We start from the raw sequence: 17,655 nt of genomic DNA on the forward strand, positions 1-17,655 counted from the left end.
CGCCCACCCTACGAGCCTCCGCCCACACCCCCCTCCCGCTCGTCCACACGTCCCGGCGCCCGCACACCGCCGCGGTGCCCGTGGCCCGCAGCCCTCGCAGGCTGGTCGGCTCGCAGGCTGGCCGGCCGGGCGTCCACGGACGCGGCGGCGGCGACACGCGGTTGCGGATGACCGGGGCGGCCCGGCGTCCGTAGGGTGGCGGCGTGGGAACCGCACTCGTCACCGGCGCCAGCGCCGGCCTGGGCCTGGAGTTCGCGTGGCAGCTCGCGACGGCCAAGCACGACCTCGTGCTCGTCGCGCGCGACGAGCAGCGTCTGCAGCGGCTCGCCGCGCAGCTCGAGGCGGGCGCGGGCGTCCGCGCCGAGGTGCTGGTCGCCGACCTGTCCGACCGCGCGCAGGTCGAGCGCGTCGCCGAACGCCTGCGCGACGAGGAGCGCCCCGTCGGCCTGCTCGTCAACAACGCGGGGCTGGGGCTGAACCAGCGCTTCGTCGGCGGCGACCTGGAGCGCGAGGAGGCGGCGCTGGACGTCATGGTCCGCACGCCGCTCGTCCTGTCCCACGCGGCCGCGGGCGCGATGGTGCAGCGCGGCCGCGGCGCGATCCTCAACGTCGCGTCGATCGCGGCGCTGCTGGCCTCGGGCACGTACTCGGCGCACAAGGCGTGGGTGCGGTCGTTCACCGAGGGTCTCGCGGTCGAGCTCAAGGGCACGGGCGTGACGGCGACGGCGCTGTGCCCGGGGTTCGTGCACACCGAGTTCCACGAGCGCGGGAGCATCGACGTGTCGGCGTACCCGCAGGTCGCGTGGCTCAACGCGGAGGACGTGGTCGCCAAGGCGCTCGCGGACGTGCGGCGCGGCGTGGTGATCTCGACGCCGAGCCTGCGCTACCGCACGGTCGCGGCGGCCGCGCGGATCGCGCCCCGCTCGGCGATCCGGGCCGTGGGCCGGTACCGCAAGGCCATCGAGCGCGGGCAGGACCCTGTGGACGAACCCACCGCCTGAGCGCGCCGCCCCGGTAGCCTTCCCGGCGTGACCGATGACGCCCTCGCGGCCAGCCCGCGCGACCAGCTCCGCCAGCTCATCACCGACCTCGCCGTGGTGCACGGCAAGGTCACGCTCTCGTCCGGCCGCGAGGCCGACTACTACGTGGACCTGCGCCGCGTGACCCTGCACCACCGGGCCGCGCCGCTCATCGGTCACCTCATGCTCGACCTGCTCGAGGAGGTCGGCCTCGGCACCGCGGAGGTCGACGCCGTGGGCGGTCTGACGCTCGGCGCCGACCCGGTCGCGACCGCGGTCCTGCACGCGGCCGCGAGCCGCGGTCAGGACGTCGACGCGTTCGTCGTCCGCAAGCAGGGCAAGGCCCACGGGCTGCAGCGGCGCATCGAGGGACCGGACGTCACGGGCCGACGAGTCGTCGTGCTCGAGGACACCTCGACGACCGGTGGCTCCGCGATCACCGCGGTCGAGGCCGTGCGCGAGGCCGGTGGCGAGGTCGCGGGCGTCGCGGTCATCGTCGACCGCGGCACGGGCGCGCGCGAGGCGATCGAGGCGCTCGGCGTCCCGTACCACTTCCTGTTCGACCTGACGGACCTCGGTCTGGCCTGACCGGGCGCGCAGGGGGAGACGACGATGCCCGCGTGGCTGACGCACCGACGCCTGGGTTGGGCCGCTGCGGGTGGCGCCGCGTTCGTGATCGTCGTCGGCCGCATCGCGGGGGACGGGCCGCTCCTCGACGCGCTGAGTCCCCTGTTCTGGCTGTGCGCGGGCACGCTCATCTACCTCGCGTACACCTCGCAGTCCCGGCGGCACCGTGTCCTCTCCCGGGCGGTGCAGCAGTGGGCGCAGGAGCGGGGCTGGGCGTACGCGCCTCGCGACGACTCGGTGCTGGCGGTGCTGACGGGTTCGCCCTTCGAGACGCGGTACGCGAGCGGTGAGCACATGGCGGTCGATGTCGTGCGGGCGTGCCGCGTGACGGGGAGGCCGTCGTGGGGCGGCGCCATGCTGGAGGGGGACGCCGGCGAGGGTCGCGACACGATCTCGTTCACGTTCGCCTACCTGGTGCGGGAGAAGTACGGCCTGAAGGTCTGGGCAGACGTGCACATGGTGGCGATGCGCCTCCCGGTCGCGCTGCCGAGGATGCTCGTGCAGCCCGAGGGCGTCGGCACCGCGGTGGCCAAGGCTGCCGGCGCGATCGACCACCTGATCGAGTCCGCGGACTTCAACGACGCGTACTTCGCCGGCGCCGAGGACCCGCGCACAGCGCACGCCATCCTGAACGCTCGCCTGGCGCAGCGGCTCCTGGAGCCGGATCTCGCGGGCGGGTCGTGGGAGATCAACGGTCGCTGGATCCGCACGTGGGACGCGACGGGCACGCGGGTCGACGTGCTCGACGACCGCCTGCGCCTGCTCGACACGGTCGTCGACCACATCCCGCGGCACGTGTGGCTCGACGCCCGATCGGACGCGCGGCGTGGGTGAGCCCGACGCGTTCCTCGACGCCGGCTTCCTCGAGAGCGGACCGAACCCGGTGGTGCTCGTCCTGGTCGTCGGGCTCGTGCTCATGGGCGGGCTGCTGACCTGGTCCGTGATCTCGCACCGCAAGCACCAGAAGGCGCTGGACGCGTGGCTCGAGCCGCGTCGCTGGCGCCGGCTCCCGGCGGCCGACCGCTCGCTCGTGAGCCGCTGGCGTGGCACGCCGTTCGGGACGGGCGACAACCGCAAGGTCACCGACGTGATCGCGGGGTCGTTCCAGGGCTACGACCTCCTGTCGTTCGTGTACTCGTACGAGACGTCGAGCACCGACAGCGACGGCAGCCGCTCGACGACGACGCACACGTTCCACGTCCTCACGCTGCAGCTCCCGGCGTTCCTGCCGGACCTGGAGGTCACGCCCGAGTCGGTGGGCTCGCGCCTGGCCACCGCGTTCGGGAAGGTCGACCTGGACGTCGAGTCGGACGAGTTCAACAAGCGCTTCGTGGTGCGCGCGACGGACCTGGCGGTGGGCCACGCGATCCTGCACCCGCGCCTCGTCGAGCGGTTGCTGCGCGAGGGTCGCGTCGCGTGGCGCATCGAGGGGACGACGCTCCTGACCTGGGCGTCGGGGCGGACGAACCTGCAGCGGCTGGACGCGCGCATCGCGATGCTCGCCGCGATCGCCGGCTCGGTCCCCCGACATGTCTGGCTGGACCACGGGCACGACCCGCTGGCCCGCTAGGCTCACGACTACCCCGGAGAAGGAGCACCTGTGCCCGCTGGAGCCATCGTCGCGATCGTCGTGGTCGCGCTCGTCCTCATCGTCCTGCTGTGGGCCGTCGCGCAGTACAACGCGCTCGTACGGCTGCGGAACCTGGTCCAGGAGTCGTGGCGCCAGATCGACGTCGAGCTGCACCGCCGGCACGACCTGATCCCGAACCTCGTCGAGACCGTCAAGGGCTACGCCGCGCACGAGCGCGCGGTGTTCGACGAGGTCACGCGCGCGCGGGCGGCCGCCGCCGGGGCGGGTGCGTCGGTCGCGGAGCAGGCCGCGCAGGAGAACGTGCTGACGCAGGCGCTGGGTCGCCTGTTCGCGGTCGCGGAGAACTACCCGGTGCTGCGCGCGAGCGAGAACTTCCAGCAGCTGCAGAACGAGCTGTCGACGACCGAGGACCGCATCGCGGCCGCGCGGCGGTTCTACAACGCGAACGTCCGCAGCCTCAACACGAAGATCGAGACCTTCCCGACGAACGTCATCGCGGGCATGTTCCACTTCGAGCGGGCCGAGTACTTCGAGGTCGAGGACCCGCAGGTCCGCCAGGCGCCGACCGTCCAGTTCTGAGGCCCCGCGCTCGATCGACCCGCGGCCGGTCATCCCACGAGGGGTGGCCGGCCGTCGTCGTCCCTGGCTGCAGCCGGGGCGGGCGCCCGGTCCCCGGGCAGGTCGGCGACGGACGGGGTCAGGCGACCGTCGGGACGCCGACGAGGGCGGGAATCACGCACGCGAGCACGGCCACGACGGTCGACGCGGCGATCTCGCCGACCCCGATCGCCTGCGCGGACGGCCACGGCCTGTGGCGCGGCACCAGGACGGCGCGCAGCAGCAGGCCCACCGCCACGGCGACGAGCGCGACGGAGACGGCCACACCACCGGGCTCGGCGTCGCGGGCGACCGTCGCGACGAGCACCGCGAGCGCGATCACGACGAGAACGGCGTGGTACGCGATCGAGAACGTCAGCACCGCGCGGTTGCCCCGCTCGCGCAGCAACGTCTTGACGTAGGGGACGGTGCCGAAGAAGTACGCGGCGAGCACGGCGGTCGCGGCCCACACCGCGGCGTCGCCCGCGCCGGGCGGGACCCACGTGCCGCCGAGCTGTGCGGCGGTCGGGTCGGCGTCGTGGCCGAGCCCGGCGGCCACCACCGTCATGAGCATCGCGGCGCCGACGGTCACCCCGTCGTTGAGCCACGAGCGGTCGGCGCGGCGGACCGAGCACGCGAGGCTCGTCGCGAGCAGCACCGCGTACGCGGGTGCCCACCGCAGCAGCCCGGGCGCGCTCGCGACGAGCGCGGCGCCCAGCACGAGCAGCGCGACGCCGTACGCCCGCACGGGCGGCCAGTAGCGGGGCCGGCGCGACGCGCGCAGCCAGAGCCCCGTGGCGTGGAACGCGAGGTAGGCGACGAGCCATGTGACCAGCAGGAGCGCGTTGCGCCAGGTGGCGCCCGTGAGCACCGCCCCGACGACGGCCGGGACGACGAGCATCGCCCACGCGCCGTGCTCGCGCGGGACCCAGCCGGGCCCGAGCCGCTTGCGCCGCTTCGTCGAGCCCGAGCGGGCACCTCGGCCGGCGTCGCGGGAGCGCCCGGCAGCGGGGGTCGTCGCACGTGACGTCATCGGGCGAATCTCCCCAACCAGCCTCGTCCGGACGTGGGACCTAGGTCCCGGCTCAGCGCACCCGGTCGACGAGGTCCGCGACCGAGTCGACGATCTCCGACGGACGGAACGGGAACCGCTCGACGTCGGCCGGGCGGGTCGAGCCGGTGAGCACGAGGAACGTCCGCAGGCCCGCCTCGATGCCCGCGACGACGTCGGTGTCCATGCGGTCGCCGACCATGGCGGTCGTCTCGGAGTGCGCGCCGATCCGGTTGAGCGCGGTGCGCATCATGATCGGGTTGGGCTTGCCGACGAAGTACGGCTGGCGCCGCGTCGCGGCCTGGATCATCGCGGCCACCGCACCGGTCGCGGGCAGGTCGCCGTCGACGGACGGGCCGGTCACGTCGGGGTTGGTGCAGATGAAGCGCGCGCCGCCCTGGATCAGGCGGATGGCCTTGGTGATCGCCTCGAACGAGTACGTGCGCGTCTCGCCGAGCACCACGAAGTCCGGCTCGGCGGCGGTGAGGGTGTACCCGGCCTCGTAGAGCGCGGTGGTCAGGCCCGCCTCGCCGATCACGTACGCGGACCCGGTGGGCATCTGGTCGACGAGGAACCTCGCGGTCGCGAGCGCGGAGGTCCAGATGGCCTCCTCGGGCAGGTCGATGCCCGAGGTCGCGAGCCGGGCGCGCAGGTCGCGCGGCGTGAAGATCGAGTTGTTCGTCAGGACGAGGAACGGGCGCTCGGCGTCGCGCAGCGCGCGCACGAAGTCGGCGGCACCGGGCACGGCGATGCCCTCGTGCACGAGGACCCCGTCCATGTCGGACAGCCAGGCCTTGATCTCGCGGGTCACTCGAACGACTTCCTCTCGACCTCGGCGCGCTCGTCGGGCTCGTCGTACCGCGGGTCGCGCGGGGCGGTGCGGCCGCGGCGCGAGCGCCACACCTCGACGGCCATCGGCACGACGGAGACCAGGACGATCGCGACGAGCAGCGCCTCGATGTTCTCCTTGACGAACGTGATGTTGCCGAGCGCGTACCCCAGCAGCGTCACGCCGACGCCCCACAGCAGCGCGCCGACGACGTTGTAGGAGACGAAGTGCCGGTAGCGCATGTTCCCGACGCCGGCCGCGACGGGCGCGTAGGTGCGCACGATCGGCACGAACCTCGCGATGATGATCGTGCGCCCGCCGTACTTGTCGAAGTAGGCGTAGGTCTGGTCGATGTACGACTGCTTGAAGAAGCGCGAGTCGGGTTTGTTGAACACCTTGGGCCCGAGCTTGCGGCCGATGAGGAACGCGTTCTGGTCACCCAGGAACGCGGCCAGGAAGATCAGCAGGCACAGCAGCCACAGCGGGAAGTCGAGGATGTCCTGCGCGACGAGTGCTCCTGCGGTGAACAGCAGCGAGTCGCCCGGCAGGAACGGGAACAGCAGCCCGGTCTCGATGAAGACCACGACGACGATGCCGAGCAGCGCGAACGTCCCGAACGACTCGATCAGGTGCTCGGCGTTCAGGAAGTCGGGTCCGAGGGCATGCAGCGGGCCGGAGGCAGGCGCGATGGCCGCGAGCGCGGTCGTCGTGAGCATGTGACCACCCTACGGGGCGGGCTGTGACCTGGCTGCGGGTCCGGTGTGCGCATGGTGTGGACGTCGCGCCGACGACGCGCGTGCCCGGTCGGGCGGGGAGCGCGGCGCGGGCTCGCGACACGGGCCCGCCGCGACGCGAACGGCAGCCCCGTGCGGGCTACGTTGGCGTCGTGGAGGAGTCCGAGGTCGGGGTCCCTCCGTGGCCGGGAGGTCCGGAGGCGTGGCCCGACGACCCGCGCTACGACCCCGAGCTGCTGGCGCACGGCGACCGCCGCAACGTCGCGGACCGGTACCGGTACTGGAGCCTCGAGGCGATCGTCGCGGACCTCGACGCGCGTCGGCACACGTTCCACGTGGCGATCGAGAACTGGCAGCACGACCTCAACATCGGGTCGGTCGTGCGCACCGCGAACGCGTTCCTCGCGGCGCGCGTGCACATCGTCGGACGACGACGCTGGAACCGCCGCGGCGCGATGGTCACCGACCGGTACCAGCACGTGCAGCACCACGCGAGCGTGAGCGACCTCATCACGTGGGCGAACGCCGAGGACCTGCCGGTGCTGGGCGTCGACAACCTCCCGGGGTCCGTGCCGCTCGAGGGCTACCCGCTGCCGCGGGCGTGCGTCCTGCTGTTCGGTCAGGAGTCCGTGGGTCTGTCCGACGAGGCCCGCGCGGCGGCCGTCGACGTGCTGCACATCGCGCAGTTCGGGTCGACGAGGTCGATCAACGCGGGCGCCGCGGCGGCGATCGCGATGCACGCGTGGGTCACGCAGCACGCGGGTCTGCCCGCGAGCACGGGGCTCGACGGCTGAGCTCGTCGGACCCGACGGCACGCCTCAGGGTGTCGCAGGACGGTCCGTGAGGGGCCCGTGGACGGACCGTGACGTCCATGGGAAGGACGTCCCGGACGCGTGATCGCCCGGTAGTGGCAAACTCGATGCCGACACCACCCCATACCCAGCCACAGGAGATGTGAGCAGATGGCTATCGCCACCCCCGAGGTGTACGCGGAGATGATCGACCGGGCCAAGGCGGGCAAGTTCGCCTACCCGGCCGTGAACATCACGTCGTCGCAGACCGTCACCGCCGCCATCCAGGGCTTCGCGGAGGCCGAGTCGGACGGCATCATCCAGGTCTCGGTCGGTGGCGCGGAGTACGCGTCGGGCTCGACGATCAAGGACCGCATCGCCGGTTCGCTCGCGCTCGCGGCGTACGCGACCGAGGTCGCCAAGAACTACGACGTGACGATCGCGCTGCACACCGACCACTGCGTCAAGAAGAACCTGGACTCGTGGGTCCGCCCGCTGCTCGCCATCGAGGCGGAGCAGGTCAAGCGCGGCGAGAACCCGACGTTCCAGTCGCACATGTTCGACGGCTCGGACATCCCGCTCGACGAGAACCTGGTCATCGCCGCGGAGCTCCTCGAGCTCTCGCAGGCCGCGCGCACGATCCTCGAGATCGAGGTCGGCGTCGTCGGTGGCGAGGAGGACGGCCACGAGGCCGCGATCAACGACAAGCTCTACACGACCGCCGAGGACGGCCTGGCCACGGTCAAGGCGCTCGGTGCGGGCGAGAAGGGCCGCTACCTGACGGCCCTCACGTTCGGCAACGTGCACGGCGTGTACAAGCCGGGTGCGGTCAAGCTGCGCCCGTCGATCCTCGCGGACATCCAGAAGGCCGTCGGCGCCGAGATCGGCAAGGAGTCGCCGTTCGACCTCGTCTTCCACGGTGGCTCGGGCTCGACGGCCGAGGAGATCGCCGAGGCGGTCGACAACGGTGTCATCAAGATGAACATCGACACGGACACGCAGTACGCGTTCAGCCGCCCGGTCGCGGACCACTTCTTCCGCAACTACGACGGCGTGCTGAAGATCGACGGCGAGGTCGGCAACAAGAAGGCCTACGACCCGCGCGCGTGGGGCAAGCTGGCCGAGGCCGGCATGGCCGCCCGCATCGTCGAGGCCGCGCAGCAGCTGCGCTCGGCGGGCCAGAAGATCCGCTGACGCACGCAGCCTGACGGACGCGCCGCGTCACGCACGGACGAGCCGCGCGGTCCCTGTGGGGGCCGCGCGGCTCGTGCGTTCGTGGTGCCGAGTCCCGGCGGGTGCCGGGCCCGGCAGGGCGCCGGTCGGCGGTGGTGCCGGGGTCAGCTGGTGCCGACCTCCGGGGCGACGGGCTGGAACTCGCGCTCGTCGCTCTCCTCGACCACGTCGAGGAGCTCTCCGATGCGCGTCACCTCGAGGAGGAAGCGCACGGTCGGCGGGACACGCAGCAACCGCACCCGGTGCTGCGAACGGATCGACAGGCGTGCGAGGAACGCGACGCCCGACGAGTCCATGAACGTGACGTGATGGGCGTCGACCTCGATCGGCAGACCGACGTTCTCGGCCTCCGTCGTCGCCTCGTGCAGCTCTGCCCCGAGATCTGCGTCGACCTCCCCCGACAGGACGATCCTCGTGGCGTCAGCCCCGACGATCACGTGGACGCCCCCTTGCTCCCCGTCTCGTTGCGACAGGTCTCGTGCAGAGCCGGCCGTCGGCTGGACAGGCCCGCCCTCCATCGTGCTGTTACCGTCGCGCACGGTGCTCCTTCCGGCGAGGGCGACGCCGGATGGCGTAGCTCCCGTTCGGCACGCTAGACGATCGGAGGTGGTGGCGGTCAACACCCAGGGCACGACGAGTACGTCCGGATCTGTCGCGAGTCCCGGCGCAGGTGGTCCCGGGGACACCCCGGAGTCGCCCTCGGTCGACGTCCTGGCACGCGCGCTCGAGGCGACCCAGGTCCCGTACGCGATGTGCGACGCGCACCTGGACGTCGTCTGGGCGAACGCCGCCTTCGAGCGCACGATGGGCTACGACGCCGCGGGGGCGCGCGAGCGGCAGCGCCGACCCGTGCCGCCCGAGGCGCGCCGGCACGGGGAGATGGCCCGCCTGCGCGAGCGGCTGGGGCGCGGCGAGCCGACCGTCGCCGAGCTGTCGATCCCGCGCGCGGACGGCTCGGTGTTCCGGTGCAAGGTGTACTTCTCGCCGGTCCCGCTGCCGGACGGCGCACCCGAGCGGTGGATCGTGGCGTTCGAGGACCGCACCGAGCGGCTCACGCACGACGCCGAGCAGGCGCGGATCGTCGAGGCCGAGCGGCAGGAGCGCCGCAGCGTCAACATCATCGTGCAGGTCTCGGACCTGCTCATGGACGTCACCGACCGCGTGACGCCGCTGCACGAGATCGCCGCGCTGCTGCGGCGCACGGTCGTGCGCTGGGCGGCGTTCTACGTCAACGACGGGGGTCTGCGCCCGCTCGACGCGTCGAGCGACCTGCGGCCGCCGTCGGGCCGTGGCAACCGGCACGGCGAGTCGCGCCGGGCCGACGGCGGAGACGAGGCGCACGCGCCGCAGGACGCCGTGCAGCAGCTCCTCGACGGCGACAAGGACCGTCCGGTCGAGCTCTGGCTGGACCACCGGCACCCGCGCGCGTCGGCGTCGCACTGGCTCGTGGAGCAGATCGCCCGCGAGACGAGCATCGAGGCGTCGAGCCAGGACGTGACGGGTCGCGGCGACACCGCCGGGGGTCGCGCGTTCGTGCTGCCGGTGCCCGGCCGGCGCCGGGTGATCGGCGTGCTCGTCGTGCAGCCGCGAGACGAGGGCGGGCTGGACGCCTCGACGACCACCGTGCTCGAGCTCATCGCACGCCGCGTCGGCCTCGTGCTGGACAACGCGCGCCTGTACGACCGTGAGCACCGCCTCGCCGAGACGCTGCAGCGCGCGATGCTCCCGCAGCAGGCGGAGGTCGAGGGCCTGGACGTCTGGACGTACTACGCGCCGAACTCGGAGAACGCGCAGGTGGGTGGCGACTGGTACGACGTGCTGCAGATCGCCCCGGACGTCGTGGGGGTCGTGATCGGCGACGTCGTGGGCCACGACGTCGAGGCCGCGGCGGCGATGGGGCAGCTGCGCTCGGTCGTGCGGTCCTACGCGTACGACGTGACGCTGCCCGGTCCCGTGCTCGAGCGCGTCGACCAGCTCGTCGCCGGGATGCGCATCCCGCGCGCGGCCGGGCTGGTGCTCTCGACGCTGCATCGCGACGGCGAGGCGTGGCGCCTGCGCTGGTCGCGCGCGGGGCACCTGCCGGTGCTGCACGCGCGCGGCGGGCAGGTCACGCCGCTGCTGGGAGCGGGCGGTCCGCTCGTCGGGTTCGGCGGCGGCCAGCGCGACACCGAGGAGCTCGTCCTCGAGCCCGGGGACGTGCTCGTCTACCACACGGACGGCCTCGTCGAACGGCGCGACCGCGACCTGCGCGAGGGTCTGCGCGCGCTCGAGCACGTCGTCGCGGGCGTGACCGCGCGGGACTCGGCGGGCATCGGCGAGGAGCTGCTGTCCCGCCTCGCGGACCACCCCGAGGACGACGTCGCGGTCGTCGTCGTGCGCGTGCCCGACCCGCGGGACGCCGCGGAGCGCGGTCGCAGCCCGCGCCGACGCCGGTGGTCGCTGCCGAGCGAGGCGGCCTCGGTGGCCCGCGCGCGGCACGCCGTGGTCCGCACGTGCCACGCGTGGGACATGCCCGACGCCGCGAACGCCGAGCTGGTCGTGTCCGAGCTCGTCGCGAACGCGGTGCTGCACGGGTTCGGCCACGTCTCGCTGCAGCTCTACGACACGGGCGACGGCCTGCGCATCGAGGTCGAGGACGGCAACCCGGCGCCGCCCGTCACGACCGACGGGCACCCCGGCCGCGTCGGCGGGTTCGGCATGCAGATCGTCGAGCGGCTCGCGGACTGGGGCTGGCGGCAGTCGAACCGCGGCAAGGTCGTGTGGGCGAAGGTGCGCCCGGGTGCGCTGCCGCCCACGGGCCGCTGACGTCGCCCGTCGCGCGACGGGCGTGACGCGCACGGGCACGACGAGGTCCGCGCAGATCGCGCGAGCGGCCTGAAGGATCGCGGTCGGCTCAGGCGGCGAGACGGGCTCAGGTGGCGACGGCTCAGGTGGTGGCGGGCGCCGAGAAGTCGGACGCGGGCCGGGCGTCCTCGCACCGGTGGTCCGGGTCGAGCCGGAACATCTCGAGCGCGCCGCAGACCTCGAGCACGAACAGGTCACGCGGGTCGGCACCCCGCAGCGCCGCGGCGCCGCCGCGCTTGCGCGCGGAGTCGGCGAGCGCGATGAGGAACGCCGCGCCCGTGGAGTCCATGAACGTCACGCGGCACATGTCGATCACCACGAGCTGACGGCGCAGGCCGACGACCCTCGCGGCGACTTCCGGGAACTGGTCCCGCTCGGCGAGGTCGAGGTCGCCGGTGATGACGAGCGTGGTGCTCGTCGGCGACGTGGAGATCTCGATCATGTCCGTCCCCAGGGGGTGTGGTGGCTCGGCTGCTCGACCCTAGTTGCCCCCTGGGGACTGCGCACGCCGAACGCGCCGCGAAGTCGGACGCACGTCCGACAGGACGGGCGTGCCCGGCCGGCCTCCGGTGGGAGCGCGCACACGGCTCGGGCGCGCTGGCCTGCGCGATCGGCGAGCGGGCGCGGCAGACTGAGGCCATGACGCACGAGAACCTGCTCGGTGGCCCCGAGCCCACGCTCCTGCCCGCCGACGGTCCGGACGCCGAGGCCCGGGCCGCGCTGGGTGCCGGCGACGACGCGCGTGCCGCGGTGCGCGTGGCCCCGGCCGCGTCGATCGTCTGGGCGCTGCTCGCCGAGGGCGCGCTGCAGGACGCGGGCGACCCCGTCGCGGCGTACGCCTACGCGCGCACCGGGTACCACCGCGGCCTCGACGCGCTGCGCCGGGCCGGGTGGCGCGGTCGCGGCCCGATCCCAGTCGACCACGAGCCGAACCAGGGCTTCCTGCGCTCGGTGCTGGCGCTCGCCGAGGCGGCCGACGCGATCGGGGAGAACGACGAGGCCGAGCGGTGCGCGCAGCTCCTCGTCGACTCCGGGACGTCCCTCGACGAGGTGTCCGGGCTGCGCTGACCCGCGCTCGCTCGTCGTCGTCCGGGCCCGCGCCGGGAGCGGCGCCGAGCCCGGTCCGACGGTCCGTCAGGGGTGCTCACGACCTGGCCCGGGCCTGACCGCCTCGTGGCCGTCGGGTACCCTCTCGGAGGTACCGGGTACCTGCCGCCCCGTGCCCCTCCGGCCCGTCAGGCAGCGTAGGAGTGGTGATCAGATGCCCGCCGTCGTGGTGCTCGGCGTCCAGTGGGGCGACGAGGGCAAGGGCAAGGCGACCGACCAGCTCGGCTCGCGCATCGACTACGTCGTCAAGTTCAACGGCGGCAACAACGCAGGTCACACGGTCGTCGTCGGCGGCGAGAAGTACGCGCTGCACCTGCTGCCGTCGGGCATCCTGTCGCCCGGCGTCGTCCCGGTCATCGGCAACGGTGTCGTCATCGACATCGAGGTCCTGTTCTCCGAGATCGACGCGCTCGAGGCGCGCGGCGTCGACACCTCGCGCCTGCTGGTCTCGTCGGCCGCGCACGTCATCGCGCCGTACAACCGCACGGTCGACAAGGTCACCGAGCGGTTCCTCGGCAAGCGCCGCATCGGCACCACCGGCCGCGGCATCGGCCCTACGTACGCGGACAAGATCAACCGCGTCGGCATCCGCATCCAGGACCTGTTCGACGAGAAGATCCTGGCGCAGAAGGTCGAGGGCGCCCTCGACCAGAAGAACCACCTGCTCGTGAAGGTCTACAACCGTCGCGCCATCACGGTCGAGGAGACGGTCGAGGACCTGCTGCGCTACGCCGAGCGCCTGCGCCCGTTCGTCGCGGACACGCCGCTCGAGCTCAACCGCGCGCTCGACGCGGGCAAGACGCTCGTCTTCGAGGCCGGCCAGGCGACGATGCTCGACGTCGACCACGGCACCTACCCGTTCGTGACGTCGTCGTCGGCGACCGCGGGCGGTGCGTGCACCGGCTCGGGCATCGGCCCCACGCGGATCGACCGCGTCGTGGGCGTCGCGAAGGCGTACACGACGCGCGTCGGCGAAGGGCCGTTCCCGACCGAGCTGCTGGACGACGACGGCGAGTGGCTGCGGCAGACCGGTGGCGAGTTCGGCACGACGACCGGGCGGCCGCGTCGCACGGGCTGGTACGACTCCGTGGTCTCGCGCTACGCGTCGCGCGTCAACGGGCTCACCGACATCGTGCTCACGAAGCTCGACGTGCTCACCGGCCGCGACCGGATCCCGGTCTGCGTCGCGTACGACGTGGACGGGCAGCGGGTCGACGAGATGCCGCTCGACCAGACGGACTTCCACCACGCGAAGCCCGTCTACGAGCACCTCGACGGCTGGACGCAGGACATCACGGGCGCGCGCGAGTGGGACGACCTGCCCGTCGCGGCGCAGCGCTACCTGGAGTTCCTGGAGTCGGTCTCCGGGACGAGGATCAGCGCGATCGGCGTCGGCCCGGGCCGTGAGGCGACGATCATCAAGCACGACCTGCTCGACTGAGCCAGGCACGGGCGTCGACAAGGCCCGGACCCGCTGAGGGGTCCGGGCCTTGTCCGTCGTCGGGGCGGGTGGCGGTCGGTCAGGCGGTGGGCGTGAGGTCCGGGTTGGCCGCCTCGGCCGCGGCGACCGTGGCGCGACGCACCGTGAACACGGGGTAGAGGGCGGCCAGCGCGGTGACGACCGCCGCGCCGACCAGCACCGGCCGGATGCCCGCCTGCTCGCCGATCACGCCCGCGAGCAGCGCACCCACCGGCATGAGCCCGTACGCGATGGTCCGGCCGGCGCCGGACGTGCGGCCCAGCAGCTCGCGCGGGACGACGCGCTGGCGCAGCGACATCGAGATCGTGTTGCCGATCGTGTTGGTCGCGCCGAGGAGCACCATGACCGCGCCGATCGCCGCGACCCGCGGCACGAGCACCGGCACGAGCAGCATGGGCGCGATCACGCCCCAGCACACGTACATGACGCCGAGCTCGGGCAGGCGGCGCACGAGTCGCTCGGTCAGCAGCGAACCGCCGATGGCCCCGAGCGCGAACAGCGTCGCGAGCAGCGCGTAGTGCTCGGCGCGGACCCCGACCTGCGACCCCGGGCCGACCGCCCACAGCAGGAACACGGCCATGTACGCGGTGTTCGCCATGTTCATGACGCCGCCGGCCAGCACGAACGGGCGCAGCACCGGGTGGTGCACGACGTACCGCACGCCCTCGCGCACGTCGGCGCTCGCGCGGGTGGGGGTGGACCGCTCGGCGCGGTAACGGCCGGGGATGCCGCGCAGCAGCACGACGACCGCGATCACGGCCATCGCCGCGGGGACGCCGAGCACCCAGCCGGTGCCGAGCGCGAGCAGCCCGCCCGCGAGCGGGCTCCCGACGAACGTGTTGGTCACCTGCTGCGTCGCCAGCACGCGTCCGTTGGCGGCCTGCAGCCGGCTGCGCGGGACGAGGTCGGGCACGAGCGCGGTCTGTGCGAGGTCGGCGAACACCTCGGTCACGCCGTAGCCCAGCACCAGCAGGACGAGGGTGAGGATCGTCAGGTGGCCCGTGAGCGCGAGCGCGGCGCCGGTGGCCAGGAGCGCGCCGCGGACGCCCAGCGCGACGACCTGCGCGGTGCGGCGGTCGGTCCGGTCGATCACGACGCCGCCGAGGAGGCCGAGCAGGAGCCACGGCAGCCACGTGGCCGCCGCGAGCAGCGCGAGCTGGCCGGGGGAGCGTGTGAGCGTCAGCGCGACGAGCGGGGCGCCCATCTGCACGACGCCGTCGCCGAGGTTCGCCAGGCCGGTCGAGGTGAGCAGCGCCAGGAACCGGCCGCCGAGCGGCTCGAGCGGCGCGGTCTCGGTCGCGTCGGCGGGCGGCGGGCCGGGCGTGGTGCGGGTCGGCGGCGTGGTGGCCGTCGAGGTCGTCGCGGTGGTCGGCTCGGTGGTCGGCGCGTGCGTGCTCGTCGTCATGGCTGCCCCGTTACGCTGGTGGAAGGATGCAGAGAGTTCGATGCAAAGTTCTCTCTGCAAAGGAAGCGATGCAAAGGTATCTCTGCATATGACGGAGCGCAAGGGTCAGAACGACGCGGGCACGCCCGGTACCGCCGACGTGCCCCCGATCCCGGCTGTGTCCGTGCCTCCTGCGCCGGCCGAGCAGGCGCGTCCTGGCGGCCCGGCGGTCGAGCTGCCGAACCCCCTCGGGGCCGAGGCGCTCAAGGCGTTCGCCCACCCCCTGCGGATCGCGATGTACCGCTACCTGTCGGCCCACGGCTCCGGCACCGCGAGCCAGATCGCGCGCGCGCTCGGGGAGAGCACGGGCCAGACGAGCTACCACCTGCGCCAGCTCGAGCGGCACGGGATCATCGAGGACGACCCGAACGCCGCTCCCGGCGGGCGCGAGCGCTGGTGGCGGCCGGTGGGCTTCAGCCTCGACCGGCGCAACATCCAGGAACCCGGGGCGCGGCTCGCGATCGAGACGACGCTGCGCGCCGTCATCGCCGAGCGCGCCGAGACGCTGCAGGAGTGGTTCGACTCGATCGACACCGCCGCGCCCTGGGACGACGCCGCGCTGCACACCTCGTCCACGTCGAGCCTCTCGGTCGAGGAGGCACAGGCGCTCGGGGTCGAGCTGCAGGCGGTGCTCGACCGGCACACCGACGCCGCCAAGGCGCGCAAGGATGCGGGCGACGGCGTGGTCCGTCGTCGCGTGCGCGTCTACCTCGACGTGTTCCCGCTCCCCGCCGACGGGTGACCGAAGCGGTCGGTGACACGGCGTCCCCGCGTCACCCCGGACGGAGACGGACGCCGCCGCGGGCGCCCGGCGCACCCCGGTACGCTCGCGGCCGTGAAGATCCTCGTCGTCGGAACCGGTGCCCGTGAGCACGCGATCACCCGGGCCCTCTCGCTCGACCCGGCCGTCACCGAGCTGCACGCCGCACCCGGCAACCCGGGCATCGGCGCGCTCGCGACGCTGCACGCGGTCGACCAGCTCGACGGCCGGGCGGTCGCGGACCTGGCCCGCGAGCTCACCGCCGACCTCGTCGTGGTGGGTCCCGAGGCCCCGCTCGTCGCGGGCGTCGCCGACGCGGTGCGCGCGGCCGGCATCCCGGTGTTCGGCCCGTCCGGCGAGGCCGCCCGGCTCGAGGGGTCGAAGGCGTTCGCCAAGGAGGTCATGGCCGCCGCGGGCGTGCCCACCGCCGAGCCGCGCGTCGCGACGACCGTCGAGCAGGCCGTCGCCGCGATCGACGAGCTCGGGGCACCGCACGTCGTCAAGGAGGACGGCCTCGCGGCCGGCAAGGGTGTCGTGGTGACCGACGACCGCCAGGCCGCGATCGAGCACGCGCGCGCATGCCTCGCGAAGGAGGGCGGCGCGGTCGTCGTCGAGGAGTACCTCGACGGCCCCGAGGTCTCGCTGTTCGTCCTCTCGGACGGCACGGACGTGGTCCCGCTCGTCCCCGCGCAGGACTTCAAGCGCGCGCTCGACGACGACCAGGGCCCCAACACGGGCGGCATGGGCGCGTACACGCCGCTGCCCTGGGCGCCCGCCGGGCTCGTCGAGGAGGTGCTCGAGACCGTCGCCCGCCCGACCGTGGCCGAGATGGCGCGGCGCGGCACCCCGTTCGTCGGCGTCCTGTACTGCGGGCTGGCGCTGACCAGCAAGGGCGTGCGCGTCGTGGAGTTCAACGCGCGGTTCGGCGACCCGGAGACGCAGGTGGTGCTCGCGCGGCTGCGCACGCCGCTCGCGGGGGTGCTGCTCGCCGCCGCGACCGGCGCGCTGGGCGCGCTGCCGCCGCTCGAGTGGTCCGACGAGGCCGCCGTGACGGTCGTCGTCGCGTCGCAGGGGTACCCGGCGCAGCCGCGGACCGGCGACGTGATCGAGGGCCTGGGGGACGCGGACGCCGTCCCGCACGTGCACGTGCTGCACGCGGGAACCGCGGTGGACGACGAGGGTCGGGTCGTCAGCGCGGGCGGCCGCGTGCTGTCCGTGACGGCGACCGGCGCGGACCTCGCGCAGGCGCGCGAGGCGGCCTACGCGGGCGTCGCGCGGATCACGCTCGACGGCTCGCAGCACCGCTCCGACATCGCGCTCAAGGCCGCCTCGGTCTGACCCCGCCGCTCCGACGGCGCCGGCTCGGTGCGGCGGTGCGCCTGCGCCGAGCCGGGTACAGATGCGCGAGCTCGGCACAGATGCGCGAGCTCGGCAGTCCAGATGCACGAGCTCGCGCACGACTGCCGAGCTCGTCGGACGCGCCCGCGGGCCTCGTCGCACGCGCGGGCCGTCCGGCCGGCGGGCGCGACGTGACCTCGCGCAGCCGTG

18 protein-coding genes are annotated in these 17,655 nt (G+C 73.6%); 12 read left to right on the forward strand and 6 right to left on the reverse strand.

What is annotated here, in order from left to right:
• Positions 1–203: 203 nt before the first annotated feature.
• From CPE01_RS05030 to CPE01_RS05050, 5 genes are read left to right on the forward strand one after another with little or no spacing between them, the layout of a single operon-like run.
• Positions 204–1,001, forward strand: a complete 798-nt coding sequence (locus tag CPE01_RS05030) for an SDR family NAD(P)-dependent oxidoreductase (protein ID WP_146805561.1) — start codon at positions 204–206, stop codon at positions 999–1,001.
• 27 nt (positions 1,002–1,028) lie between these two features.
• Entirely contained in the window at positions 1,029–1,607 is a 579-nt protein-coding gene (pyrE, locus tag CPE01_RS05035) for an orotate phosphoribosyltransferase (RefSeq protein ID WP_146805562.1), read from the forward strand.
• A 24-nt stretch (positions 1,608–1,631) separates the two neighbouring features.
• Positions 1,632–2,480: a hypothetical protein gene (locus tag CPE01_RS05040; protein WP_146805563.1), complete on the forward strand. Its 849-nt coding sequence runs from the start codon at positions 1,632–1,634 to the stop codon at positions 2,478–2,480.
• Complete coding sequence (locus tag CPE01_RS05045) at positions 2,473–3,216, forward strand: hypothetical protein (RefSeq protein WP_146805564.1); 744 nt, start codon at positions 2,473–2,475, stop codon at positions 3,214–3,216. Before CPE01_RS05040 ends, CPE01_RS05045 begins: the two co-directional genes overlap by 8 nt.
• Positions 3,217–3,246: 30 nt before the next feature.
• Complete coding sequence (locus CPE01_RS05050; RefSeq protein ID WP_146805565.1) at positions 3,247–3,816, forward strand: LemA family protein; 570 nt, start codon at positions 3,247–3,249, stop codon at positions 3,814–3,816.
• Between the two features lie 118 nt (positions 3,817–3,934).
• On the opposite strand, the gene CPE01_RS05055 is transcribed toward CPE01_RS05050, so the two are convergent.
• Genes CPE01_RS05055 through CPE01_RS05065 form a run of 3 tightly spaced genes read right to left on the reverse strand, consistent with a single transcriptional unit; the run spans position 3,935 to position 6,430 of the window.
• Positions 3,935–4,867 (reverse strand): YwiC-like family protein, encoded by a 933-nt coding sequence (locus tag CPE01_RS05055; protein ID WP_146805566.1) that lies wholly within the window; start codon positions 4,865–4,867, stop codon positions 3,935–3,937.
• Positions 4,868–4,919: 52 nt separating this feature from the next.
• A complete protein-coding gene (locus CPE01_RS05060) occupies positions 4,920–5,696 on the reverse strand; it encodes an HAD-IIA family hydrolase (RefSeq protein WP_146805567.1) in 777 nt (258 codons plus the stop codon).
• A complete protein-coding gene (locus tag CPE01_RS05065) occupies positions 5,693–6,430 on the reverse strand; it encodes a VTT domain-containing protein (RefSeq protein WP_146805568.1) in 738 nt (245 codons plus the stop codon). The genes CPE01_RS05060 and CPE01_RS05065 overlap by 4 nt, the downstream gene beginning before the upstream one ends.
• Positions 6,431–6,600: 170 nt before the next feature.
• Here CPE01_RS05065 and CPE01_RS05070 point away from each other — a divergent pair, with 170 nt between their 5' ends.
• The gene (locus CPE01_RS05070) at positions 6,601–7,242 is read left to right on the forward strand and encodes a TrmH family RNA methyltransferase (RefSeq protein ID WP_146805569.1); all 642 of its coding nucleotides are present in this window, start codon (positions 6,601–6,603) and stop codon (positions 7,240–7,242) included.
• Between the two features lie 168 nt (positions 7,243–7,410).
• Entirely contained in the window at positions 7,411–8,433 is a 1,023-nt protein-coding gene (gene fbaA / locus CPE01_RS05075; protein ID WP_146805570.1) for a class II fructose-bisphosphate aldolase, read from the forward strand.
• Between the two features lie 143 nt (positions 8,434–8,576).
• On the opposite strand, the gene CPE01_RS05080 is transcribed toward fbaA, so the two are convergent.
• Positions 8,577–8,909: an STAS domain-containing protein gene (locus CPE01_RS05080; RefSeq protein ID WP_246783754.1), complete on the reverse strand. Its 333-nt coding sequence runs from the start codon at positions 8,907–8,909 to the stop codon at positions 8,577–8,579.
• A 172-nt stretch (positions 8,910–9,081) separates the two neighbouring features.
• Here CPE01_RS05080 and CPE01_RS05085 point away from each other — a divergent pair, with 172 nt between their 5' ends.
• Positions 9,082–11,277, forward strand: coding sequence for an ATP-binding SpoIIE family protein phosphatase (locus tag CPE01_RS05085; RefSeq protein WP_246783755.1), 2,196 nt, complete (start codon positions 9,082–9,084; stop codon positions 11,275–11,277).
• A gap of 121 nt (positions 11,278–11,398) precedes the next feature.
• Here the strand turns inward: CPE01_RS05085 and CPE01_RS05090 are convergent, their stop codons facing one another.
• Positions 11,399–11,758, reverse strand: a complete 360-nt coding sequence (locus CPE01_RS05090) for an STAS domain-containing protein (protein ID WP_146805571.1) — start codon at positions 11,756–11,758, stop codon at positions 11,399–11,401.
• 197 nt (positions 11,759–11,955) lie between these two features.
• On the opposite strand from CPE01_RS05090, the gene CPE01_RS05095 reads away from it, so the two are divergent.
• Both CPE01_RS05095 and CPE01_RS05100 read left to right on the forward strand, forming a co-directional pair.
• Positions 11,956–12,384: a DUF3151 domain-containing protein gene (locus tag CPE01_RS05095; RefSeq protein ID WP_146805572.1), complete on the forward strand. Its 429-nt coding sequence runs from the start codon at positions 11,956–11,958 to the stop codon at positions 12,382–12,384.
• 193 nt (positions 12,385–12,577) lie between these two features.
• A complete protein-coding gene (locus CPE01_RS05100) occupies positions 12,578–13,864 on the forward strand; it encodes an adenylosuccinate synthase (protein ID WP_146805573.1) in 1,287 nt (428 codons plus the stop codon).
• Between the two features lie 79 nt (positions 13,865–13,943).
• On the opposite strand, the gene CPE01_RS05105 is transcribed toward CPE01_RS05100, so the two are convergent.
• Complete coding sequence (locus CPE01_RS05105) at positions 13,944–15,308, reverse strand: MFS transporter (RefSeq protein ID WP_146805574.1); 1,365 nt, start codon at positions 15,306–15,308, stop codon at positions 13,944–13,946.
• Positions 15,309–15,396: 88 nt separating this feature from the next.
• Between CPE01_RS05105 and CPE01_RS05110 the strand changes: the two genes are divergently transcribed.
• The gene (locus CPE01_RS05110) at positions 15,397–16,089 is read left to right on the forward strand and encodes an ArsR/SmtB family transcription factor (RefSeq protein ID WP_146805575.1); all 693 of its coding nucleotides are present in this window, start codon (positions 15,397–15,399) and stop codon (positions 16,087–16,089) included.
• 93 nt (positions 16,090–16,182) lie between these two features.
• On the forward strand, positions 16,183–17,445 hold the full coding sequence (purD, locus tag CPE01_RS05115) for a phosphoribosylamine--glycine ligase (protein WP_146805576.1): 1,263 nt from the start codon (positions 16,183–16,185) through the stop codon (positions 17,443–17,445).
• Positions 17,446–17,655: the final 210 nt, after the last annotated feature.

The sequence above is a fragment of the Cellulomonas persica genome (assembly GCF_007989825.1).
GTDB classification, from domain to species: Bacteria; Actinomycetota; Actinomycetes; order Actinomycetales; family Cellulomonadaceae; genus Cellulomonas; species Cellulomonas persica.